General features: G+C 70.5%; 22 protein-coding genes. 11 read left to right on the top strand and 11 right to left on the bottom strand.

The annotated features are described in order from the left end of the window. Positions 1 to 27: 27 nt before the first annotated feature. The 4 genes from BQ8420_RS23975 to BQ8420_RS23960 are packed head-to-tail and all read right to left on the bottom strand — an operon-like array spanning position 28 to position 3,814. The gene (locus tag BQ8420_RS23975) at positions 28 to 1,239 is read right to left on the bottom strand and encodes an acyl-CoA dehydrogenase family protein (RefSeq protein ID WP_087101423.1); all 1,212 of its coding nucleotides are present in this window, start codon (positions 1,237 to 1,239) and stop codon (positions 28 to 30) included. Beyond that, positions 1,240 to 2,274, bottom strand: a complete 1,035-nt coding sequence (locus BQ8420_RS23970) for a phosphotransferase family protein (RefSeq protein WP_087101422.1) — start codon at positions 2,272 to 2,274, stop codon at positions 1,240 to 1,242. Then, complete coding sequence (locus tag BQ8420_RS23965) at positions 2,271 to 3,059, bottom strand: SDR family oxidoreductase (RefSeq protein WP_200816073.1); 789 nt, start codon at positions 3,057 to 3,059, stop codon at positions 2,271 to 2,273. The genes BQ8420_RS23970 and BQ8420_RS23965 overlap by 4 nt, the downstream gene beginning before the upstream one ends. Continuing rightward, positions 3,059 to 3,814: an SDR family oxidoreductase gene (locus tag BQ8420_RS23960; protein ID WP_087101421.1), complete on the bottom strand. Its 756-nt coding sequence runs from the start codon at positions 3,812 to 3,814 to the stop codon at positions 3,059 to 3,061. The genes BQ8420_RS23965 and BQ8420_RS23960 overlap by 1 nt, the downstream gene beginning before the upstream one ends. Positions 3,815 to 3,857: 43 nt before the next feature. Here BQ8420_RS23960 and BQ8420_RS23955 point away from each other — a divergent pair, with 43 nt between their 5' ends. Both BQ8420_RS23955 and BQ8420_RS23950 read left to right on the top strand, forming a co-directional pair. Then, complete coding sequence (locus tag BQ8420_RS23955; RefSeq protein WP_087101420.1) at positions 3,858 to 4,286, top strand: GNAT family N-acetyltransferase; 429 nt, start codon at positions 3,858 to 3,860, stop codon at positions 4,284 to 4,286. A gap of 62 nt (positions 4,287 to 4,348) precedes the next feature. Beyond that, positions 4,349 to 5,269 carry an LLM class flavin-dependent oxidoreductase gene (locus tag BQ8420_RS23950; RefSeq protein ID WP_087101419.1) on the top strand — a complete coding sequence of 307 codons (921 nt, stop codon included), beginning with the start codon at positions 4,349 to 4,351 and terminating at the stop codon, positions 5,267 to 5,269. Positions 5,270 to 5,504: 235 nt separating this feature from the next. Here the strand turns inward: BQ8420_RS23950 and BQ8420_RS23945 are convergent, their stop codons facing one another. From BQ8420_RS23945 to BQ8420_RS23935, 3 genes are all read right to left on the bottom strand, one after another. Continuing rightward, positions 5,505 to 6,464, bottom strand: coding sequence for an NADPH:quinone oxidoreductase family protein (locus BQ8420_RS23945; protein ID WP_087101447.1), 960 nt, complete (start codon positions 6,462 to 6,464; stop codon positions 5,505 to 5,507). A gap of 95 nt (positions 6,465 to 6,559) precedes the next feature. After that, positions 6,560 to 7,804, bottom strand: a complete 1,245-nt coding sequence (locus BQ8420_RS23940; RefSeq protein ID WP_087101418.1) for an LURP-one-related/scramblase family protein — start codon at positions 7,802 to 7,804, stop codon at positions 6,560 to 6,562. Between the two features lie 142 nt (positions 7,805 to 7,946). After that, positions 7,947 to 8,327 carry a cupin domain-containing protein gene (locus BQ8420_RS23935; protein WP_087101417.1) on the bottom strand — a complete coding sequence of 127 codons (381 nt, stop codon included), beginning with the start codon at positions 8,325 to 8,327 and terminating at the stop codon, positions 7,947 to 7,949. Positions 8,328 to 8,470: 143 nt separating this feature from the next. Between BQ8420_RS23935 and BQ8420_RS23930 the strand changes: the two genes are divergently transcribed. The 7 genes from BQ8420_RS23930 to BQ8420_RS23900 all read left to right on the top strand — a co-directional run bounded on the left by BQ8420_RS23930 (position 8,471) and on the right by BQ8420_RS23900 (position 15,880). Next, a complete protein-coding gene (locus BQ8420_RS23930) occupies positions 8,471 to 8,944 on the top strand; it encodes a MarR family winged helix-turn-helix transcriptional regulator (protein WP_087101446.1) in 474 nt (157 codons plus the stop codon). An 84-nt stretch (positions 8,945 to 9,028) separates the two neighbouring features. Then, on the top strand, positions 9,029 to 10,525 hold the full coding sequence (locus tag BQ8420_RS23925) for a carboxylesterase/lipase family protein (protein ID WP_087101416.1): 1,497 nt from the start codon (positions 9,029 to 9,031) through the stop codon (positions 10,523 to 10,525). 70 nt (positions 10,526 to 10,595) lie between these two features. Beyond that, positions 10,596 to 11,336, top strand: coding sequence for a GTP pyrophosphokinase family protein (locus BQ8420_RS23920; protein WP_235006455.1), 741 nt, complete (start codon positions 10,596 to 10,598; stop codon positions 11,334 to 11,336). 104 nt (positions 11,337 to 11,440) lie between these two features. Then, positions 11,441 to 11,944, top strand: coding sequence for a 2Fe-2S iron-sulfur cluster-binding protein (locus tag BQ8420_RS23915; protein ID WP_087101415.1), 504 nt, complete (start codon positions 11,441 to 11,443; stop codon positions 11,942 to 11,944). Next, positions 11,941 to 12,930, top strand: a complete 990-nt coding sequence (locus BQ8420_RS23910; RefSeq protein WP_087101414.1) for a xanthine dehydrogenase family protein subunit M — start codon at positions 11,941 to 11,943, stop codon at positions 12,928 to 12,930. The genes BQ8420_RS23915 and BQ8420_RS23910 overlap by 4 nt, the downstream gene beginning before the upstream one ends. A gap of 68 nt (positions 12,931 to 12,998) precedes the next feature. Then, entirely contained in the window at positions 12,999 to 15,050 is a 2,052-nt protein-coding gene (locus BQ8420_RS23905; RefSeq protein WP_087101444.1) for a xanthine dehydrogenase family protein molybdopterin-binding subunit, read from the top strand. 146 nt (positions 15,051 to 15,196) lie between these two features. Next, complete coding sequence (locus tag BQ8420_RS23900) at positions 15,197 to 15,880, top strand: lytic polysaccharide monooxygenase (protein WP_087101413.1); 684 nt, start codon at positions 15,197 to 15,199, stop codon at positions 15,878 to 15,880. A gap of 67 nt (positions 15,881 to 15,947) precedes the next feature. Here the strand turns inward: BQ8420_RS23900 and BQ8420_RS23895 are convergent, their stop codons facing one another. Together BQ8420_RS23895 and BQ8420_RS23890 are read right to left on the bottom strand one after the other, a co-directional pair. Continuing rightward, entirely contained in the window at positions 15,948 to 18,386 is a 2,439-nt protein-coding gene (locus BQ8420_RS23895) for a Tex family protein (protein ID WP_087101412.1), read from the bottom strand. A 136-nt stretch (positions 18,387 to 18,522) separates the two neighbouring features. Next, on the bottom strand, positions 18,523 to 18,879 hold the full coding sequence (locus tag BQ8420_RS23890) for a hypothetical protein (RefSeq protein ID WP_087101411.1): 357 nt from the start codon (positions 18,877 to 18,879) through the stop codon (positions 18,523 to 18,525). 186 nt (positions 18,880 to 19,065) lie between these two features. Here BQ8420_RS23890 and BQ8420_RS23885 point away from each other — a divergent pair, with 186 nt between their 5' ends. Both BQ8420_RS23885 and BQ8420_RS23880 read left to right on the top strand, forming a co-directional pair. After that, complete coding sequence (locus BQ8420_RS23885; protein WP_087101410.1) at positions 19,066 to 19,704, top strand: helix-turn-helix domain-containing protein; 639 nt, start codon at positions 19,066 to 19,068, stop codon at positions 19,702 to 19,704. A 38-nt stretch (positions 19,705 to 19,742) separates the two neighbouring features. Then, positions 19,743 to 21,026: an MFS transporter gene (locus BQ8420_RS23880; protein ID WP_087101409.1), complete on the top strand. Its 1,284-nt coding sequence runs from the start codon at positions 19,743 to 19,745 to the stop codon at positions 21,024 to 21,026. Positions 21,027 to 21,082: 56 nt separating this feature from the next. On the opposite strand, the gene BQ8420_RS23875 is transcribed toward BQ8420_RS23880, so the two are convergent. Both BQ8420_RS23875 and BQ8420_RS23870 read right to left on the bottom strand, forming a co-directional pair. Beyond that, positions 21,083 to 21,946: a deoxyribonuclease IV gene (locus tag BQ8420_RS23875; RefSeq protein WP_087101408.1), complete on the bottom strand. Its 864-nt coding sequence runs from the start codon at positions 21,944 to 21,946 to the stop codon at positions 21,083 to 21,085. A gap of 47 nt (positions 21,947 to 21,993) precedes the next feature. Next, positions 21,994 to 22,815: an alpha/beta fold hydrolase gene (locus BQ8420_RS23870; protein WP_087101407.1), complete on the bottom strand. Its 822-nt coding sequence runs from the start codon at positions 22,813 to 22,815 to the stop codon at positions 21,994 to 21,996. Positions 22,816 to 22,870 lie beyond the last annotated feature (55 nt).

Raw genomic sequence — 22,870 nt, 5'->3', positions numbered from 1 at the left:
TCCCGGCCCTTCACCTCGTGCGTGACCTCACGCGTACTTGCGCAGCTCCGCGCGGCCCAGCGAACGCAGGTGCACCTCGTCGGGTCCGTCGGCCAGACGCAGTGAACGCACGCCCGCCTGCCACGCGGCGATCGGCACGTCCTGGCTGACCCCGGCGGCGCCGTGCGCCTGCACGCACTTGTCGAGGATCCACTCCACGGTGCGCGGGGTGGCGATCTTGATCGCCTGGATCTCGGTGTGGGCGCCCTTGTTGCCCACGGTGTCCATCAGGTAGGCGGTCTTGAGCACCAGCAGACGCAGCTGCTCGATCTGCACCCGCGCCTCGGCGATCCACTCGCGGACCACGCCCTGCTCGGCCAGCGGGCGACCGAACGCCACCCGATCCAGCACGCGCCGGCAGGTGATCTCCAAGGCTCGCTCGGCCATGCCCAGGGCGCGCATGCAGTGGTGGATCCGGCCCGGACCCAGCCGGGCCTGGGCGATGGCGAAGCCCTCGCCCTCGGCGCCGACGAGGTTCTCCGCGGGCACGCGCACGTTCTCGAACAGCACCTCGGCGTGGCCGCCGTGGTCGCTGTCGTCGTACCCGAACACCGTCATGCCGCGCTCGACGGTCACCCCGGGGGTGTCGCGCGGCACCAGCACCATGCTCTGCTGCTTGTGCCGGTCGGCGTCGGGGTCGGTCTTGCCCATCACGATGAGGACCTCGCACGCAGGGTTGAGCGCCCCGGTGATGAACCACTTGCGGCCGTTGATCACGTACTCGTCGCCCTCACGGACGATGCCGGTGGTGATGTTGGTGGCGTCGGAGGAGGCCACCGCCGGCTCGGTCATCGCGAACGCGGACCGGATCCGCGCGTCCAACAACGGCTCCAACCAGCGCTTCTTCTGGTCGAGGGTGCCGAACATCGTCAGCACCTCCATGTTGCCGGTGTCGGGGGCGGCGCAGTTGAGGGCGATCGGGGCCAGACGGGGGCTGCGCCCGGTGATCTCGGCCAGCGGTGCGTACCGGAGGTTGGGCAGCCCGCCGTGCTCGGGGTGCCCGGCCAGGAACAGGTTCCACAGACCCTGCTTCTTGGCCTCGGCCTGGAGTTCGCCCACGATGGGGGGAATGGCCCAGGGGTCGTCGCGTTCGGCGAGTTGGGTGTCCATCACCGGTTCGGCCGGGTAGACGTGCTCTTCCATGAAGGCCAGGAGCCGCTGTCGCAGCTCCTCGGTCTCGGCGTCGTAGGCGAAGTCCATCTAGTCCTCCTTGAGCATGGTGTGTGCGCGTTCCACCAACGGTGCGACCACGTCGCCGATACCGTCGAAACCCGCCCCGACGGTCAGGCCTTGGCCGTGCCGGAAGTGAATGCCCTCGGCGATCACCGCGAGCTTGAAGCAGCCGAAGGCCACGTACCACCCGAGCCGGGACACGTCGCGGCCGGTGGCGGCGGCGTACATCTCCACGAGTTCGGCGGAGGAGGGGAAACCCTCGGCGGAGGTGGCGGGATGGTCCCCACCGGTGACCGGACGTTCCCGGTACACGAGCATCAGACCCAGGTCCACCAGCGGGTCGCCCAGGGTGGCCATCTCCCAGTCGAGTACCGCGGTGAGCTCGCCGTCGTCGGTGACCAGAACGTTGTCGAGCCGGTAGTCGCCGTGCACGATCGCGGGCGCGGACGGCTCGGGGATGGTCCGGGCCAGACGGTCGCGCAACTCGTCGATGCCGGGGATGTCCCGGCTGCGCGAGGCCTCCAGCTGTTTGCTCCACCGGCGCACCTGACGCTCCAGGTACCCGTCCGGGCGACCGAAGTCGGCGAGCCCCACCGTGGCGGGGTCGACCGCGTGCAGCCGCCCCAGGGTGGTGACCAGCCGCTCGGCAACGGCGTGGATCCCGTCGGCGCCCAGCGGTCCGATCTCCTCCTGGGTGCGGAAGGCGGTTCCGCCCACGTGCTCCATGACGTAGAACGGGGCGCCCAGCACCTCGGTGTCCTCGCACAGGTGGTGGGTGCGCGGGACCGGCACGTCGGTGTCGCGCAGCGCCGTCATCACCCGGTACTCGCGCGCCATGTCGTGCGCGGTGGCCAGCACGTGCCCCAGCGGCGGGCGGCGCACCACCCAGGAGCCGGTGCCGTCGGTGACCACGTACGTCAGGTTCGACTTGCCGCCGGTGATCACGTGACCGGTGAGCGGACCCGAGACCAGGCCGGGAACCTCCCGATCCAGATAGGAGCGCAGCCGATCCAGGTCCAGTCCGGGAAGCCCCTCACCGGTGCCGGTGTTCTCGTCGCTCATTCGCTCTCCTCCTCGGCGAACACCTTGGCCTGGATGCGGCGCATCCCGGTCAGCCAGGCATCGGTGTCGGTGGCCCTGGCCGCGTAGTAGTCGGCGGCCTCCGGGTGCGGCAGGATCAGGAACCGGCCGTCCCGCAGGGCCACCAGTACGGTGTCGGCGACCTCCTCGGGCGTGATGGCCCCGGGGGAGAGGATGGCCTGGCCCCGGTCACCGGCGTCGTCGAGCATGCCGGTGCGCACACCCAGCGGGCACAGGCACTGCACGGTGATCCCGCGGTCGCCATAGGTGGCCGACAGCCATTCGCTGAAGGACAGGGCGGCGTGCTTGGTCACCGAGTACGGCGCGCTGCCGAGCATGGTGAGCAGCCCCGCCCCGGACGCGGTGGTGACGAAGTGACCTCGGCCGCGCGCCAACCAGCCGGGCAGCAGCTCACGCGCGGCGCGCACGTGCGACATCACGTTGACCTGCCAGGAGATCTCCCAGTCGGCTTCGGACGCCTCCGGGCCGCCGCTGCGAGCGACCCCGGCGTTGGCCATGTACAGGTCGATACCGCCCAGGTGGGCGTCGGCCTCGGCGATGAGCGCGGTCACCCCCGCCTCGGAGGCCGCGTCCCCGGGCACGGCGATCCCGCCGATCTCACCGGCCACGGCCTCTGCGGCGGCGGCGTCCAGGTCGTTGACGACCACGCGGGCCCCGGCGGAGGCCAGCCGGCGGGCCACGGCCGCGCCGATGCCGTTACCGGCACCGGTGACGACCACGCCGGCGTTCTTGGGGTCCAAGGACATCACATACCTCCGGTGAGGGTCACGCCGCCGTCGAGGACCAGCGTGCGGCCGGTGATCCAGGAGGCGTCGTCGGAGAGCAGGAACGTGACCGCGCCGGCGACGTCGTCGGGCACACCGAGCCGGTTCAGCGGGTACTGGGCGGCGACCTTCTCCTCACGGCCGTCGTACAGCGCCTCGGCGAAGCGGGTCTTGACCACGGCGGGGGCGACCCCGTTCACCCGGATGTCCGGGCCGAGTTCGACCGCGAACTCCTCGGTGATGTGTCGGAGCATCGCCTTGGACGCGCCGTAGAAACCGATCCCGGGGGCGGGCTTGAGACCGGCCACGGAGGACACGTTGACGATCGACCCGCCGTGCTCGGACATCCCGGCCCGGTACACCTTCTGCACCCAGGAGATCGCCGAGAGGGCGTTCACCTCGAAGATCTTGCGGGCGGCGTCCAGGTCCAGGTCGACCATGCGACCGTAGACCGGGTTGATGCCGGTGTTGTTCACGAACAGGTCGACGGCACCGAACGCCTCCTTGGTGGCGGCGATGGCGGCGTCCTGGTGTTCGGGGTCGTCGCCGCGCCCGGGGACCCCGATGGCGTGTTCGGGGCCGCCCAAGGCCTCGACCGCCTCTTTGAGGGGGTCGGGCTTGCGCGCGGTGACGCAGACGCGCGCGCCCTCGGAGACGAGCCTCTGGGCGATGGCCAGGCCGATACCGCGACTGGCACCGGTGATGATGGCGGTGCGGCCGCCGAACCGCGAAGTCATGCGTACTCCTTAGACCGACTGGTCGGTATGTCAAGGCGACCCTATGTCCGCGGGGCGCGCGCCGCAAGGGGTGAAGGACCCCGGCGAGAGTGATCATGGGGTCGCACGGGAACATAGGGGACTCGTGTGGGACCGAGACGCGTCCCCACGCCCGTTTCCGACATCCCTTCCCGACAACGAAAGGCATTCCATGGCTACCGAGGTCAAGGACGTCCCGGAGAACCGCCGCTACGTCATCACCTCCGACGGTGAGGAGGCCGGGTTCGCCGAGTACATCCTCACCGACACCATGATCACCTTCACCCACACCGAGGTCGCCCCCGCCTTCGAGGGCAAGGGCATCGGTGGCACGCTCGTTCGCGAGGCACTCGACGACGTGCGCACCCGCGGCCTGTCCGTGCTGCCCATGTGCCCGTTCGTCAAGGTCTGGATCGAACGCCACCCCGAGTACGCCGACCTCGTCTACCGCTGAGCGTGTGACCACCGACCGACCGGGCAGGACCGCGGGGCAGCCGAGAGCCAGGAGGCAGGACGTTGGGCATCGATTACGGGCGTGACATCGAATTCGGAATCTTCCCCTCGCCGGAGGCGGCGGCGCTGGACAGCACCTGGGCGGTGATCGACGCCGCCGAACGCGGCGGGCTCGACTTCGTCGGCATCCAGGACCACCCCTACCAACGCCGCCACCTGGACACCTGGGCGTTGATGGCCACGGTCCTGGCCCGCACCGAACGCCTTCGGGTCTTCCCGGACGTGGCCAACCTGCCGCTGCGGCCGCCCGCGATCATCGCCAAGAACGCCGCGAGCCTGGACGTGCTCTCCGGAGGCCGCTTCGAACTGGGGCTGGGCGCCGGAGGGTTCTGGGAGGCCATCGAGGCCATGGGCGGCCCCCGGCGCAGTCCGCGCGAGGCCGCCGACGCCTTGCTGGAGGCCATCGAGGTGATCCGCCTGCTGTGGTCCGACCAGCGCTCGGTGCGCTTCGAAGGCGAGCACTACCGCCTGGCCGGGGTCAAACCGGGCCCGCCGCCCGCCCACGACATCGGGATCTGGTTGGGCGTTCTGGGGCCCCGTCTGCTCAAGGCGGTCGGCAGGGTTGCCGACGGTTGGGTGCCCTCCCACGCCTTCGCCGGCCCCGACAAGCTCCCCGGCATGCACGAACGCATCGACGAGGGCGCCGCCGAGGCCGGCCGCGACCCCGCCACCATCCGCCGCGTGTACAACCTGTGGGGCGCCATCGAGAAGGGGAGCGGTGCGGCGGGTTCCTCTGGCTCGTCGGGCAACGCCCTGGACGGCCCGGTCGACCAGTGGGTGGAACGCATCACCGAGTTCGCCGTGGAGTACGGGATGGACACCTTCGTCCTGGGTCCGGCGGGGGAGTCCGCCGAGCAGGTGGAGCTGTTCGCCGCAGAGGTCGCCCCGGCGGTCCGAGAGGCCGTGCGGCGGGCCCGAGGCTGAGCGAGCGCTGGAGATATCGCCATCCCCGCGCCAGAGCGTCGGAAGACCGAACTCGACGTGATCATCGGCCGAGACCCTGTGCATGATCTACATCGTCAAGGTAGCGCGTGATCGACATGGTTCACGAGCACCCTTGTCCTATAAGCCCCAGCTGTCCCAGACATCCCAGAGCAAGCGTGTCCACGTCGGGGCCGTGCGTCGGCCCCGACGTGGACACGGGGGTGAGAACCCGAACTCAGGCGGTGGTGTCCAGGGTCAGCTTCCCGATGGTGCCTCGCCCGCGCAGGTCCTCGTGGGCGCGGCGGGCCTCCGACAGCGGGTAGCTCCGGCCCTGGATGGGGCGCAACCGTCCCTCGGTGACCAGGGTGAACATTTCCCGCATGGCGGTGCCGACCACGTCACCGGGGAGCATCCAGGCGTGCGGCAGCCACATGCCGCTGACCGAGGTGGAGAAGCGCATGAGGTTGGGCAGCTGCACCGGCTTGGGCGCTTCCCGCGAGGCCATTCCGTAGAACGCCAGGCGCCCGAACGGCGCCAGCGCTCGCACGCTCTCGTCGGTGACGCGCCCGCCCACCATGTCGAGCACGATGTCCACGCGGCGGCCCTCGTTGGCCTCGATGAGGGCGGCGGTCATGTCGGGTGCGGCGGAGTCCACCACGGCGTCGGCGCCCAGTTCCAAGGCGAGCTTGCGCTTGTCCTCGCTACTGGCCACGGCGATCACCCGGCCGGCGCCGAAGTGCGCGGCCAGCTGCACGGCGAGGGTGCCCACGCCTCCGGCGGCGGCGTGCACCACGACGGACTCTCCGGGTTCCATGCGCACGCTCTTGCGCAGCAGGATCCAGGCGGTGGCGCCTTGGACGACGAGGGCGAGGGCCGCTTCGTCGGAGACGCCCTCGGGGATCTCGAAGGTCATGTTCGGGTCGGCCACGGCCTTCTCGGCGTAGCCGCCGCCTCCGTTGAGCAGGCCCACGACGCGGCGGCCGTCGGCGGTGCGTCCGGCGATCTCGGCGCCGGGGACCATGGGCAGGGTGGAAGGCGCCAAGTAGCTGTTCTCGGCTTGGTGGGTGTCCGCGAAGTTGACGCCGCTGCGGGCGACGTCGACCAGGAGTTGCCCCGGTCCGGCTTCGGGGTCGGGCAGTTCGGTGGGGGTGAGGACCTCGGGTCCGCCGAACTCGGTGATCTGGATGGCGCGCATGAACGGGTCCTTCCGTAGGGGAGGCATACCGACCAGATGGTATGACATGGGCGGGTCGGTGCCGTGGACGCCCCGCCGGGCGCCCACGGACACCGTCAACGACGCCGGGAACGCCCGCCCGAACGTCTGCCGCCCGAACGCCCGCCGCCCGAACGGCGAGCGGAACGTCCGGTGGAGCGGCTCCCGCCCGTGCCACGGAAGCCGCGGGAGGACCGGGAGGACCGGGAGGCGCCTCCGGAACGCTTGGCGGAGGTGCGTCGGGTGCCACCGCCGGCCTTCATTCCCTTGGGCCTCGCCGTGCCGCCGCCGCGTGACGCGCCGCTGTTCCGGGAGGACGATCGGTCGCGGGAGGGGGCGTCACCGAACAGGCCGCTCGACCGTGCCGTCGAGCCACCGCCGCTACGACCGCCCCCTGCCCCGCGCGACCGGCGTTCACGTCGCGCCGCCGTGCCACTGGAGGGAACCTCCGAACGCGAGGCGAAGCCACCACCGGTACGGCGGGCGGGGCGGGAGGCCGAACGGCTCGCCCCCGACCGTGACGAGTGGGCGCGCTGCCCGGAGCGTGGCTCGGCCACCCGTTCGCGCCGTTCGCGCACGGGAACGTCGCCGCGTCGCCGGACCGGACGGAAGGTCTCCCGCGCCACCAGCGGCGGGCGTACCCGTCGGGTCGCGATGTAGCCGCGCCGGGGGTGGTGCCAGTGATGTCTGGGCCGGTAACCGTACTCGGGATAGCTGCGGAAGTCGGCGTAGTGGGAGTGGTAGAACTCCGGTTCGCGTTCGTGCAGGAGCACGTCGATGGTGATGGCGGCGCCGAGCACGAGTCGGCGCAGCGGCCAGGGCAGGTCGTAGGCGAACTCCAGCGCGTAGCGGTCCTCGGTGGTGAAGAACCGCCCGGTCAGGCCGGGGTGTTCCTTGCCGATACGGGCGATCTCGGTGCCGGCGTGGTCGAGGACGTTGAAGTCCCAGCCGTTCCAGTCGCCGCGGATCTCGGCGATGGTGCGACCGCGCGGGTCGTTGAGGCGAAAGCGCGACCCCAGGAAGGAACGGTCCTGCACGATGATGCCGTAGGGCTCGCCGTGCGGTCCGGTCACGTGGATGTAGGGCCGGCCGCGGTCCCAGGGTTTGTCGAGGGTGAGCAGCGGGCGCCCGTCGGTCCCGTAGACGCTGAACCGGTGTGGACGGTGGGAACCGCCCCGGTGGGACCAGGCGGTCATATGCTCGTTCACGTAGGCCAGGGAGTGTCCGGACTCGCCGAGGACCTCGTAGTGGCCTTCGCTGGAGTACAGGTGTCGGGGCTGTTCGATGAGGAGTACCGGGGCGGTGAACAGGGGTGCGTGCATGTCGGGGGCCTTTCCGGCGACGTCGCCGCACCGGGCGACGAAGGGTGTTCGGTCGGGGCGGGGCTCGGGAGAACCCGGTGGAACCCGTCGTCGGGCTTCGACGCCCACATTCGCCGCCGGGTTCCGGATCCGTCGCCCGCCCTCACTCGGCCCAGGGCAGCGGCATGGTCCCGTCCTTGCCGGGCACGGAGGCGTGGCCCCCGGGGACCATGCACACCAGCGCTTCTCCGGGGGCGGTGCCGGTGCGGACGCGCCGAAGGGAGTCGGCGGGGATGGTGACGGCCTGTCCCGTGGTCACCTCGGCGGTGCGGCCGTCGACGGTGACTTCGAAGCCACCGGTGACGGGCATCCATACCTGGTCGCGGTCGATCCTGTGTTCGGGTGAGGTGGAGCCGGGCTCCATCCGTACTCTCCAGGTGCTGAGCTGATGGCTTCCGCTCGTGGGGGTGGCCAGGGCGGTCATCGTGCCTGCCGGGGTCGTGGTGGTGCGTTCCTTCTTCGGGTCGACGACGTTGACGGCCATGGTGGACTCCCTGTGAGTAAAGTAGGTTGACTCGCTCAAAAGTAAAGGTGCTTTACTCGTGCGTGTCAAGTGAGGTCGCCCGTGCGCGTCACCTTGAGCGCACGTGAGGGAGGAGCCCCGGTTCCTGTGTGAGGATGTCGAACATGAGCGCGAACGATCCCCTGAAGGACACGGAGCTGACCTTCCTGTTGGGCATGGCCTTCCAGCTGGCCCTGGCCGAGTTCGTACGACGACTCGACGCCGAGGGCTACGACGATCTGCGTCCGGTGCACGGGCTGGCCTTCCAGGCGATCGGTGCCGGCGGGATCACGAGTACCGAACTCGCCACGCGGCTGGGGGTCACCAAGCAGGCCGCGGGTCAGATCGTCACCTACCTCGAAGGGCGCGGTTACGTGCGCAGGGACGAGCACGCCGCGGGAGGGCGTCGCAGGCTCGTGGTGCTGACCGATCAGGGGCGCGAGCACCTCGCGGTGGCCGGGCGCACGCTGCACGCGTTGGAGCGGCGGGTCGGTGCGGAACTGGGCGAGGGCGGGGTCGATCTCCTGCGGGAACAGCTCGCCGTGTTGATCCGGGAGTTGTCCGAGGGGGACCCTCCGCCGCTGCGTCCCACCTGGTGAGGTCGGTTCGGGTGGATCGGGGCTTGCGCGGGAAAACCTAACGTTGTTAGGTGGAGTCGACATCACGACCCCCGAGGAGGCCCCATGGACGCAGCGCAGATCGTGACGACCGTGAACGGACCCGTTCGCGGCACCCCCTCGACCCGGGCGGAAGAGGTCACGGTCTACCGTGGCATCCCCTACGCCGCCGCGCCCTTCGGTGAGCACCGCTTCGCCGGCCCGGCACCGGCGCCCTCCTGGAGTGAGGCCCGTGACTGCTCGGTGTTCGGCCCGCCCCCGCCTCAGGGCACCCAGCTCATCGGCGCCGCGCACTGGGACACCGACACCTCCCTGGGCTGCCTGGTCCTGAACGTGTGGACCTCCGCGTCGCCCGACGCCGAGGCTCCGGTCCTGGTGTGGATCCACGGCGGCGCCTACATCGTCGGATCCGGCGCCGAGGGCACCTACGAGGGCTCCCACCTGGCCGCAGAGGGCACGGTGGTGGTCAGCGTCAACTACCGGCTGGGCTTCGAGGGCTTCGGACACGTGCCCGGGCGCCCCGACAACCGGGGGCTGCTCGACCAGGTCGCGGCTCTGCGCTGGGTGCGCGACAACATCGCCGCGTTCGGTGGCGACCCCCGCAACGTGACCATCGCGGGTGAGTCCGCGGGCGCCGGTTCCGTGGTCGGCCTCATGGCCATGCCCGATGCCCGTGGCCTGTTCCACCGGGTCATCGCGCACAGTGTGCCGGGCGACATGATCACCATCGATACCGCCCGACGGGTATCGGAGTCGGTGGCCCGGGCCGCCGGGGTGCCGTTGGCGGCCGAGGCGTTGGCCGCGCTGACCCCGGAGAAGGTCCTGGCGGCCACCGACGCCGTCCTGGAGGGGAGCGGCACGTCGAGCGGGGGAGTGCGCACCAAGGCGTTCACCTGTTACGCCCCGGTGGTCGGGGGCCCCGAGCTGCCCGAGTCACCACTGGAGGTCATCGCCCGAGGCGAGGTCGCCGACGTGGACCTGCTCGTCGGCCACAACACCGAGGAGTACCGCCTGTTCACCGAGCTCGGCCAGGCGGTGGAGATCGACGGCGAGGACGCCTTGGCGATCACCGCGACCCGTCTGGGGTTGGGCGAGGACGCAGTCGGGGTCTACCGGTCGGTCCACCCCGACGCCTCGCTGCGCGGTCTGTTCAACGAGATCCGCGGCGACGCGATGTTCTGTGAGTACTCGGTGCGTTTGGCCGAGGCGCAGGCCACCGCCGGGGGACGCGCGCACTTCTTCCGCTTCGCGGCCCAGAGCCGCACGATGGAGGGCCGACTGGGCGCCTGCCACGCTTTCGATCTGCCCTTCGCCTTCGGTAACCTCGATAGTGACCTGGCCGTCTTCCTGTGCGACGGTGAGCCCGACGAGGGGCTGCGTGCGCTGTCGGCGCGGATGGTCGCGGCCTGGCGTGACTTCGCCGCCACCGGTGACCCGGGATGGCCCGCGGTGCGACCGGAAGCCACCGTGGTGCGGGTGTGGGACGTGACCGACTCCGTGCGGGAGGGCGACGACTCCCCGCTCCGCGGGCTGTGGTCGAAGGTGGACTTCGCGCCCCGGTAGGCGCCCGAGGACACCGGCTCCGGAATAACATGCGAGTAGGGGGTTCGTGGTGTCCGAGGGGACTGTGGTGGTGGAAGACGTGTCGGATGCGTTGTCGGAGGCGCGCGAGGACGTCGCGCGGTTCCTGCTGTCGTACAAGTTCGCCATCGACACCCTGATGGCGAAGGTGAACATCCTCAACGAGGAGTTCCGCTACACGAACGACCACAACCCGATCGAACACGTGAACTCCCGGCTCAAGTCGCCCACCAGCATCCTGGAGAAGGCGCGCCGGCGCGGGGTGCCGTTGGACCTGGAGAGCATCTCCAAGGAGATCCTGGACATCGCCGGGATCCGGGTGACGTGCAGTTTCGTCTCGGACACCTACACGATCCGGGACATGTTGTCCGGGCACGAGGACATCGAGGTAGTGGAGGAGCGGGACTACGTCCGCTCGCCCAAGCCCAACGGTTACCGGAGTCTGCACCTGTTGGTGCGCACCCCGGTGCGGATGTCCGATCGGACCGTGGAGGTTCCGGTGGAGATCCAGATCCGCACCATCGCGATGGACTTCTGGGCGAGCCTGGAGCACAAGATCTACTACAAGTACGCCAAGTCGGTGCCCCAGGACCTGTTGGACGAGCTGCGGGCGGCGGCCGAGACCGCGAATCGGTTGGACGAGACGATGGAGCGGTTGCACGACGAGGTGCGCGAGCTGGGGGACCGTACCCAGGAGCCGTTGCCGGGGCCGGAGGAGCTGCGCAGGCTCCCGATCGCCGATGAACTCTTGGGGGCTCTGGCGAAACGGGTCAACGCGCGGCGTACCGACTGACCTCGGCAGGCCGCACTTTCGGTGTGCCCCGACCGTTTGGCGGGTGCTCCGACCGGTAACTCGTGGGAGAGGGGATCCGTCCGCTCTCGGGGGAGGAACCGGTCTTGGACACCACGATCACTTTGACGGTGGACGGTGAGCGGCATGAGCTCACGGTCGACACCCGCACCACACTGCTGGACGCGCTACGCGATGGCCTGGGGGTGTACTCGCCGAAGAAGGGGTGCGATCACGGCCAGTGCGGCGCCTGCACCGTGCTCTTGGCGGGTCGGCGCGTGTTGGCCTGCCTGGCGCTGGCCGTCGCCCACGACGGTGCGGAGGTGACCACCGCGTCCGGTCTCGGGAAGGGGGACGACCTCCACCCGGTCGCGCGGGCGTTCCTGGACCACGACGGTTTTCAGTGCGGCTATTGCACGCCGGGGCAGATCTGTTCGGCGGTGGGCATGTTGGCCGAAGCCGACCAGGAGTGGCCCAGCCACGTCACCGAGGACCTGGACGCTCCCGTGGAGATCGACGACGCCGAGATCCGTGAGCGTATGAGCGGCAACATCTGCCGTTGCGGCGCCTACCCGGGCATCGTCGACGCGATCAGGGAGGTATCCCGATGATCCCCTTCGCCTATTCTCGCCCCGGGGGAGCCACGGAGGCGGTCGAAGCCGTCACCGACGACCCGGGAGCGGTCTTCCTGGCGGGTGGCACCAACCTGGTCGACCACATGAAACTGGGGGTCGCCTCGCCCACCACCCTGGTGGACGTGCGCGCGGTGGTCGGTGCCGGCATCGAGGAGCTGCCCGGGGGCGGGGTCCGGATCGGCGCCGGGATGACCAACAGTGAACTGGCGGCCCACCCGGTGATCCGCCGCCGCTACCCGCTGCTCTCCTCGGCTCTGCTGGCCGGGGCCTCGGGGCAGCTGCGCAACATGGCCACGACCGGCGGGAACCTGCTCCAGCGCACCCGCTGTGTCTACTTCCAGGACGTCACCACCCCCTGTAACAAGCGTGAACCCGGGAGCGGTTGCTCGGCCCTGGAAGGGCACGGGCGGGACAACGCCGTCCTGGGCGCCTCGGACCAGTGCGTGGCCACCCACCCCTCCGACATGGCGGTGGCGTTGCTGGCCCTGGACGCGGAGGTCCATGTGCTGGGCCCGGCGGGGGAGCGCCGGGTGCCGCTGGCGGACTTCCACCGTCTGCCGGGGGCCGAACCCGAGCGTGACACCGTCCTCGAACACGGTGAGCTCATCACCGCGGTGGAGCTGCCCGCACCGTTGACGGAGGCCCGGTCGGCCTACCGCAAGGTGCGCGAACGGGCCTCCTACGCGTTCGCCCTGGTGTCGGTGGCCGCGCTCGTGCGAGTGCGGGGTGAACGGGTCGTGGACGCGCGGATCGCCTTCGGCGGCGTGGCCCACGCCCCTTGGCGGGCCCGGCGGGCCGAGGAGGTGTTGCGGGGCCGACCGGTGACCGAAACGGCCTTTCGAGTGGCGGCGGAGGCCGAGTTCGCCGAGGCGCGCACCGGCCGGGACAACGCCTTCAAGGTGCCCTTGGCGGTCAACACGTGCGCGGCGGTGCTGCGCTCTTTGACGGGGGTGAACGAGTGAACGGCGAAGTGACGGGCACGGTGGGCACGGTGGGCAGCGGAACGAGGACCGGGGCCATCGGTGCGCCGATGGAGCGGCTGGAGGGGCGGGCCAAGGTGACCGGCACGGCCCCCTATGCCTACGAGCATTCCTTCGAGGGTGCCTTGTACCTGCATCCGGTGCTCTCGACCGTGGCCCGGGGACGGGTGCGTTCGGTGGACCCGGCGCGGGCCGAGGCGGTCGAGGGGGTACGGGTGGTCCTGACCCCGTGGAACGCCCCGCGCCTGGCCCGGACCGACGACCGCGAGTTCACCATCCTGCAGGACGACGAGGTGTTCTTCCGCGGTCAGTTCGTCGCCGCCGTGGTCGCGGACGGCCCCGAGATCGCGCGGCAGGCCGCCGACCTGGTGGTCGTGGACTACGAGGCCCATGATCACGAGGTGGACCCGTCCTCGCCCGATCGGGAGACGTATCGGCCGAGCGCGGACGACACCGGGGTGGAACCCGACACCGAACAGGGCGACGTGGAGGGCGAGCTGGCCGCGGCCATGGTCCGCGTCGACCAGACCTACCGGACACCGCGCGAGTACAACAACCCGATGGAACCGCACACCACGGTCGCGCTGTGGGAGGGGGACCCCGATCGGCTCACGCTGTACGACTCCACCCAGGGGGTGCACGTGGTCCGTGGGACCATCGCCGAGGTCCTGGGGCTCGACCCCGAGCTGGTGCGGGTGGTCTCCCCGCACGTGGGCGGTGGGTTCGGTTCCAAGGGGTCGGCGCACGCCCACAACGTCCTGGCCGCCTTGGCCGCGCGTGCGCTGCCGGGACGACCGGTGAAGTTCGCGCTGACGCGGCGACACATGTTCTCGCTGGTCGGGTATCGGCCGGACACGAGGCAGCGGATCCGGATGGGCGCCGCGGAGGACGGCCGGCTCGGTGTGCTCGTCCACGACGTGATGGAGGCGACCTCCCGGGCCAAGGAGTACGCGGAGATGAGCGGTGCGTGCACGCGGATGATGTACGCGGCCCCCGCTCGCCGCACGACGCACCGGTTGACGCCCTTGGACGTGCCGATCCCGTTCTGGATGCGCGCGCCCGGCGAAGCGCCGGGGATGTTCGCACTGGAGACGGCGATGGACGAACTCTCCTACGCCTGCGGTGTGGACCCCATCGAGCTGCGGGTGCGCAACGAACCGGAGCGGGACCCCGAGACCGGGCTGCCGTGGTCCGGGCGGAATCTGGTGGAGTGTCTGCGTCGGGGCGCCGAGCGGTTCGGTTGGCGGGATCGGGATCCCGAGCTTCGAGCGCATCGGGACGGTGACTGGTGGGTGGGCACCGGGGTGGCCTCGGCCACGTACCCGAGGCTGACCATGCCGGGGTCGGTCGCCGAGATCGCCCATGAACAGGACGGGTCGTACACGGTCTCCATCGGGGCGGCCGACCTGGGCACCGGTACCTGGACGGCGCTCACTCAGATCGCCGCCGACGCCCTGGGGTGCGACACCGCGAGCGTGCGCCTGCGGATCGGGGACACGGACCTGCCCTCGGCCAGTGTGGCGGGTGGTTCCTCGGGGACCTCCTCGTGGGGTTCGGCCGTGGTCGCGGCGGCCCGTGCCTTCCGGGAGGAGCACGGGAACGAGCCGGCCGTCGGGGCGCGGTCGCGGGCCGGCACACCGGAGAACCCGGACCAGGAGAGGTACGCGTTGCACTCGTTCGGTGCCCACTTCGCCGAGGTGCGGGTCAACGCCGACACCGGCGAGGTGCGTGTGCCGCGGATGCTGGGGGTCTTCTCCGTGGGGCGGATCATCAACCCGAGGACGGCGCGCTCGCAGTTCGTGGGCGGGATGGTGATGGGGTTGTCGATGGCCTTGCACGAGGAGGGCGTGGTGGATCCTCGGTTCGGTCATGTGGTCAACGGGGACCTGGCCGAGTACCACGTGGCCGCGAACGCGGACGTGGGTCTGGTGGAGGCGGAGTGGTTGGAGGAGTCGGACCCGCACGTGAACGCCTTGGGTGCGGCGGGGGTCGGTGAGATCGGGATCGTCGGCAGTGCCGCGGCGGTGGTCAACGCGGCCTTCCACGCGACGGGTCGGCGGGTGCGTGAGCTGCCTTTGACCCCGGACCGGTTCCTGTCCTGAAGCCGTGGCCGACCCGGGCCGACCCGGTCCGGGTCGGCCCGGGTCGGCCTGGACCGGGTCGGGACTCGGCGTTTGGGGTCGGTGGCGCAGGGTAACACTGCCTGTGGGAGCGCTCCCGGTCTGTACACCGGAGGACGCGAGAAAAGATGAACACCGACCCCGCTACCCCCGCGACCACCCCCGATCTGCGTCGCACCCTGACCAGGACCGCCGTCCTGGGCGCGGTGACCCTGCTCGGTCTCGGCCTCGGTGCCGTCCCGGCCTCGGCGCACGGCTCCATCGTCGACCCCGCCGCCCGGGCCTACGGCTGCTTCGAGCGTTGGGGCGACGACCACCTGAACCCGGACATGGAGCAGGAAGACCCCCTGTGCTGGGAGGCGTGGCAGGCCGACCCCAACGCCATGTGGAACTGGAACGGCCTGTACCGCGAAGGTGTGGCCGGTGACCACCAGGGCGCCATCCCCGACGGCACGCTGTGCAGTGGCGGACAGACCTGGAGCGGCAGGTACGACGCCATGGACACCGTGGGGGAGTGGCGGACCACCCCGGTGGGTGAGGACTTCACCCTCCACCTGCACGACGGCGCCCAGCACGGCGCGGACTACTTCCAGGTCTACGTCACCGAGGAGGGCTTCGACCCGACCACACAGGAACTGGGCTGGGGCGACCTGGAACTGGTCGAGGAGACCGGATCCTACCCGCCCGTGATGGACATCGAAATCGACGTGAGCGTCTCGGGCCGCACCGGAGAGCACATCGTCTACACGATCTGGCAGGCCTCGCACATGGATCAGAGCTACTACTTCTGCAGCGATGTGGACTTCGGCTGATCCGGAGGCCGAACGATAGACGGGGCCGGGGGTGTTCCTCCCCGGCCCCGTCATCGGTGTCGCGGTACTACTTGCCCAGACCGGCGCGGCGCAGGGCGTCGGCCATGGCGCCGGAGGCGCCCGGGGCGTTGTCGCGCCCGCCCCGACGGTCGCCACGGCCGCCGCCGTTGCCGCCACGTTTGTCGCCGCCGCCGTTGCCGCCACGTTTGTCGCCACCGCCGTTGCCGCCACCACCGCTGCCGCGACGACGGTCGCCGCCGCGCTCGGCGCGTTCACCACGGTCGCCACGGCCGCCGCTCTGCGGGGCCTCGTCGTCCAGGCGCATGGTCAGCGAGATGCGCTTGCGCGGGATGTCCACCTCCTGCACCTTGACCTTGACGATGTCACCGGGCTTGACGATGTCGCGCGGGTCCTCCACGAACTTGCGCGACAGGGCCGACACGTGCACCAGGCCGTCCTGGTGCACGCCCACGTCCACGAACGCACCGAAGGCGGCCACGTTGGTGACCACGCCCTCCAGGATCATGCCCTGTTCCAGGTCGTCCAGCTTCTCCACACCCTCCTTGAAGGTGGCGGTGGTGAAGGCCGGGCGAGGGTCGCGGCCGGGCTTGTCCAGCTCGCTGAGGATGTCGGTGACGGTCGGCAGTCCGAACTTGTCGTCGACGAAGTCCTCGGGGCGGATGGCGCCCAGGGCCTTCTTGTTCCCGATCAGCGTGGGCAGGTCGGCGCCGGCCGTGTTCAGCATGCGTCGGACCACGGGGTAGGCCTCGGGGTGCACCGCCGAAGCGTCCAGCGGGTCGTCGCCGGCAGGGACCCGGAGGAAGCCCGCGCACTGCTCGAACGCCTTGGGGCCCAAACGCGGCACCGAACGCAGGTCCTCACGGGTGCGGAAGGGGCCGTTGGCGTCGCGGTGGGCGACGATGTTGCGGGCCAGGGTGGAGGTCACCCCCGACACCCGGGTCAGCAGTGGCGCCGAGGCGGTGTTGACGTCCACGCCCACACCGTTCACGCAGTCCTCCACCACCGCGTCCAGTGAACGCGACAGCTTGGCCTCGGCCAGGTCGTGCTGGTACTGGCCCACCCCGATGGACCTGGGGTCGATCTTGACCAGTTCGGCCAGGGGGTCCTGAAGGCGGCGGGCGATGGAGGCGGCGCCGCGCAGGGACACGTCCAGGTCCGGTAGTTCCTCGGAGGCGTATTCGGAGGCGGAGTACACCGAGGCGCCGGCCTCGGACACCATCACCTTGGTGAGCCCCAACTCGGGGTGGCGCTTGATGAGGTCACCGGCGAGCTTGTCGGTCTCCCTGGAGGCGGTGCCGTTGCCGATCGCCACCAGGTCAACCTCGAACGCGGCGCACAGCTTGGCCAGCCGGTCGATGGAGCCGTCCCAGTCACGGCGTGGGACGTGCGGGAAGACCGTGTCGGTGGCCACGACCTTGCCGGTGGGGTCGGTGAGGGCGACCTTCACACCGGTACGCAGACCCGGGTCCAGGCCAAGGGTGGTGCGGCTGCCCGCGGGGGCGGCCAGCAGCAGGTCGCGCAGGTTGGCGGCGAAGACGTTGACGCCGTCGTCCTCGGCCTGCTGCCACAGGCGCATACGCACGTCGATGTCCAGGCGGACCAGGATGCGGGTCCGCCAGGCCCAGCGCACGGTGTCCTGCAACCACTTGTCGGCGGGGCGGCCCCGGTCGACGACGTCGAAGTGGGAGGCGATGGCGTTCTCGAAGCCGCTGCGCGGCACGATGCCGTCGGGGCCCGCCTCGGGGGTCTCCTCGGGATCCAGGCTGAGGGTGAGGACCTCCTCCTTCTCGCCCCGGTACATGGCCAGGACACGGTGGGAGGGCAGCGCCGTGAGGGGTTCGGAGAAGTCGAAGTAGTCGGCGAACTTGGCGCCGGCCTCCTCCTTGCCCTCACGGACGGCCGAGCCCAGGCGTCCTTTCGCCCAGAGGCGTTCGCGCAGGTGCCCGGTGAGGTCGGCGTCCTCGGCGAAGCGCTCCACCAGGATGGCGCGTGCGCCGTCCAGGGCGGCCTTGGTGTCGGCCACGCCCTTGTCGGTGTCCACGTAGGAGGCCGCGACCTCCTGGGGGTCCTGGGTCGGGTCGTCGAACAGGCCGTCGGCCAGGGGTTCGAGGCCGGCCTCACGGGCGATCTGGGCCTTGGTGCGGCGCTTGGGCTTGTAGGGGAGGTAGATGTCCTCCAGACGGGCCTTGGAGTCCGCCGCGTTGATGCGGGCCTCCAGCTCGTCGTCCAACTTGTCCTGGGAACGGATCGACTCCAGGATCGCGGCGCGGCGTTCGCCCAGTTCGCGCAGGTAGCGCAGGCGTTCCTCCAGTGCGCGTAGCTGGGCGTCGTCCAGCGTGCCGGTCACCTCCTTGCGGTACCGGGCGATGAAGGGCACGGTCGATCCGCCGTCGAGGAGCTCGACGGTGGCGCGGACCTGGTGTGCGCCCACGCCGAGCTCGTCGGCGATGCGCTGGTCGATCGTGGGTGTCACAGGGGTCGTCACTTGCTCAACGTCCACTCTTCGGCTGTTCGGTGCGCGGACATTCTCGCGGCGCACGAGGGTGTTGTCACCCCGGCACGTCGTCGGTCCGTCACACCCAGGTTCCCCCATCCGTGGAGGTGGTCGGTCCCGGCGGGGTTCAGGGGCCGCTGCCGTCGAGGTAGTCGGGGGCGTAGAACTCGTCGACGGGCGTGGGGCCGCGGTAACCCTGGCACATGCACTGTCGGTAGGTGGAGTCGGACTGTCCCGTCCAGCGCCCGGGGATGACGACCTGGGTCAGGCAGCGCTTGGTCTCCTGGTCGTGGAAGACGAGGTTGTGGCCGCAGCCGCAGATGGGCTGGGGGTTTCCGGGGCGGCCCTGGTCCCCTTGGAGAGCGCGAGGGTCGTGCTGGTGGGGCTGGAGTTGTCGGGTGATCCGGCGTCTGGTGGTGTGCCGGCCCGCGAGGTAGCCCCCGACCGCGATGGCCACCCCGATGACCATGGAAACCGGATCCATGCGGTGACACTCTCCTTCGCCTCGAAACCCCTGCGCCTCGGTGGGCGCTCATTCCCATTGTCACCCATACGACGGCGAGTGACGAGGAGAAGGTTCCCGCTTCGGCGGTGGCGGTTTCCGAAAGTTTTCCAAAGGAAATTCTGCAAAGATCTTTTTGCAAAGATGTCTTTGGAGTAATGTTCCGGTATGAGCGAGGAACCCGAACCCACCGCACCCCGGCCCATGGACGTGGGTGCCGAGGCCCTGCGCGGCCTGGCCCACCCGCTGCGTGCCCGCATCCTGGACGATCTCCAGTCCCGGGGCCCGGCCACCGCCACCATCCTGGGCGAACGCCTGGGGGAGAGCAGCGGCTCCACCAGCTACCACCTGCGCCAACTGGCCCGCTTCGGGTTCGTGGAGGCCGACCCCGGACACACGGGCAAACGGGACCGTTGGTGGCGGATCCGCTCGGGCGGCTGGCGTTTCAACGGAATCGACCACCTGCGCGACCCGGCCACCAGGGAAGCCGCGGAGATCGTCCTGGACCGCTACTACGCGGGGCGCCGGGAACGTCTCGACCGCTGGCACGCCCTGGTCGAGAAGCGGCCCGACGCCCCGAGGGTGCGCCGCTGGCGACAGGCCATGCAGGACTCGGTCTCCCACGCGCGGATGACCCCGGAGGAGACCGAGGAGTTCGCCGGTGAGCTCCAGGACTTCATTCGCGCCTGGACCCACCGTTTCGAGGGCCGTACCGCCCAGAGCCATCCCGACACCGAATCGGTCGAGTTGCAGACCGACCTGTTCCCCGACCTCGTCGAGGGGGACGTCGAACCCGACGAACGGTAGCGCCACCTGAGAAACCACCCCCCATCAGGAGCCCCACCATGACCACCGGACCCACCACCTCGAACACCGCCCGCCCCGAACGTCTGGGCGCCGACTTCCACCGCTTCTGGGGCGCCGGCGTCTTCACCAACCTGGCCGACGGCATGCTCGTCGTGGCGCTGCCGCTGATCGCCGTCTCCCTCACCCAGGACCCGCTGCTCATCTCCGGGTTGACCGCGGTGCGGTTCCTGCCCTGGCTGCTGCTGGCCCCGCTGTCGGGGGTGCTCATCGACCGTGTGCACCGGATGCGCGCCATGGTCGTGTCCAACACGCTCGCCACCCTGGTCATGGTCGCCTTGTTGCTGTCCCTGGTGACCGGGAACCTGTCGATCCAGGTGCTGTACGCGGCGATCTTCGCGGTCATCGCCTGTGAGACCGTCACCGATCCGGCCGGCCGGATCGCGGTGGTCCGACTGGTGCCCAAACGTCTGCTGGACCGGGCCAACAGTCGGGTCGAAGGGGGCCGGTTGGTCGCCCAGGACTGCCTGGGACGGCCGGTGTCCGGGTTCCTGTTCGCCGCCGGGGCGGCGGCGCCACTACTGGGGATCGCCGGTTCCTACGCCCTGTGCGTGGTGTTGCTGTGCGCCGTCCCGATGGTGTGGCGCCGCTCCGTCCCCGCGGTAGAGGAGGACGTGTCCGCCGAACCCGAGGGGTTCCTGCGTTCGACCGGGGAGGGATTCCGGCAGGTCTTCGGTGATCGGATCCTGCGCGGCAACATGTTCTGCAACGCGGGGATGATGATCGGCGTGAACATGGGCGGCGCCGTGCTGGTGCTCTACGCGCGGGAGGGGCTCGGCGTCCCCGCCGTGCTCTTCGGGGTCTTCACCTTGTCGTCCGCGATCGGCGGTGTCCTCGCCACCGTGGTGACCGACCGGCTGATCCTTCGATGGGGGCGGCGGATGGTCGTTCTCGGCGGCTACCTGGCGGTGGCGGCCTGTTCGGTCGGTGTGGCCCTGGCCCCCGACCCCTACATGGCCTTCGTCGCCCTGTCGGGGCTCGGTTTTTGCGTCGTGGCCTCCAACATCGCGGCGAGTCCCTACCACCAGACCGTGGTCCCCGACCATGTGCGCGGGCGGGTCGCCGGGGTCAGCAGGATGATCGGTTGGGGCGTCACCCCGATCGGGGCGCTGTTGGGCGGGCTGATCGGACGCGTCGACCTCGCGCTGCCGTTCCTGGTCGGTGGGCTGATCATGGCCGTCACCGCGCTCCTCGCCCGGAAGGTCATCGTGGAGACGGCCCGCCGGGCCGACCTGGCACTGTCCGAGGAGGCCCGGGAGGGCTGAACGAGACGGGCCCGCCGAATCAGGAAGATCCGGCGGGCCCGGCGGTCGGTGCCGTCTCAGGCCTGCTCGCGCAGTTTCTTGAGGGTGGTCACGTCCTCGGAGTGGGGGCCCTCCGGGCCGGGGGTCTCCAGGGTGATGGGGACCCCGGCGGTCACCGGGTGGCGGAACAGCTCGGCGAACGGCTCGGCGCCGATGTGGCCCTTACCGATGTTCTCGTGCCGGTCCTTGTTGCTGCCGCACGGCGCCTTGGAGTCGTTGCAGTGGATGAGCTTGAGCCGGTCGGCGCCCACCACCTCGCCGAAGCGGTCCAGTGCCTCGCGCATGCCCTCGACGGTGGAGATGTCGTGCCCGGCCGCGAACAGGTGCGCGGTGTCCAGGCACACACCCACGTTGGGATGCCAGTCCAGGGCCTCGAAGTAGGGGACCAGGTCGTCGACGGTGGCGCACAGCACCTGGCCCTGCCCGGCCATCGGCTCCAGCAGCAGCGGGGGCACGTCCTCGCCCAGGCGCTCCAGCATCGGCAGCAGCCGTTCACGGGCGCGGGCCAACCCGTCCTCACGGGTGCCCGAGACCGCCGAACCGGTGTGCATGACCGCGCCCAGCGCGCCGATCCGAGCGCTGCGCCGCAGCGCGTGCTCCATCGAGGTGATCGACTTGGCGGCGGTCTCCTCGTTGGGGGTGCCCGGGTTGATCAGGTAGGGGGCGTGCACGAACACGGGCAGGTCGGTGCGCTCGCGCATCATCGCGTCCTGCGTGGGGTCGCCGTCGTTCGTGGCCCACCCGCGAGGGTTGGACACGAACACCTGGACGGTCTCGGCGCCGATCTTGTCCGCGTAGGCCAGGCCCTTGGTGGCCATACCGCCCGCGACCGGAACGTGCGCTCCGACCGGGGACTGAGGTCTTTGTTCGGTGTTGTTCATCGTCGAACCACCTTAGGCCGTGCGGCCGCTCACACGGGCGGCGGTCCTCAGCGACGTTCGCGCAGTTCGGTGAGCATCCCGGGGAGTTCCCACAGCACGGTGACGTGGCCATGGTCTGGCAGCATCCGTAGTTCGGTCCCGGGTACGAGCCCGGCGGTGTGCGTGGCGTGCACCAGGGGCACCACGGTGTCCTGGTCACCGTGCGCCACCAGGAACGAGGCGGCGACGGCCGTGGGGTCGAAGGTCCAGGGGCGGCCCTGGACCCAGGCGTCCTGGGTGTAGCCGCCCACCCCTTGGGCGAACGCCTCCTTGGCCGAGGCGGCCAGGTGCGGGACGTGTCGGGTGGCGAACAGCTTCCGGTCCGGTTCGGGCCACTCGGAGGGGCCTTCGCCGAGGTTGCGCTCGCCCCATTCCAGGGCGGCCTTCTCGTCGGGCAGCCGCATCATGGCGCACTCGTCCGGTGAGTAGCCCTCCCAGGCCGGTGCCCAGGCGAAGTCGGTGACCCCGCCCAGGACGACCGTGCCGCGCACCCGGTCGGGCAGCAGGGCGGCGGTGACCACACCGTAGGGGCCGCCGGAGGAGTGCGCGGCCACCAGGAACCGGTCCAGGCCCAGAGCGTCGGCGAAGGCGGCCATGTCGTCGGCCCAGTCGGTGAGGGTGCGCCCCGGGGCGGGGGCCGAACCGCCGTACCCGGGCCGGTCCGGGGTGAGCACCCGCAGACCGGCTTCCGCGAACTCGGTGTGCTGGTCGCCCAGGTTCCGTCGGCTCATCGGGGCGCCGTGGAAGAACAGGACGGGGGTGCCGTCGGGGTCGCCGATGTCGGTGTAGGCGACCTCGCGCCCGTGGAGTTCGACCGTGGTGTCCCGCATGCAGTTCGCGCCTCCCGCTCGGTGGTGCCCGCACTCTAGGCGGCGCCCTCTCCGG

Origin of the sequence: Nocardiopsis sp. JB363 (genome assembly GCF_900143625.1) — a bacterium.
In the GTDB taxonomy this organism is placed as follows: domain Bacteria; phylum Actinomycetota; class Actinomycetes; order Streptosporangiales; family Streptosporangiaceae; genus Nocardiopsis.
This window is presented reverse-complemented; position numbering and strand designations above follow the sequence as displayed.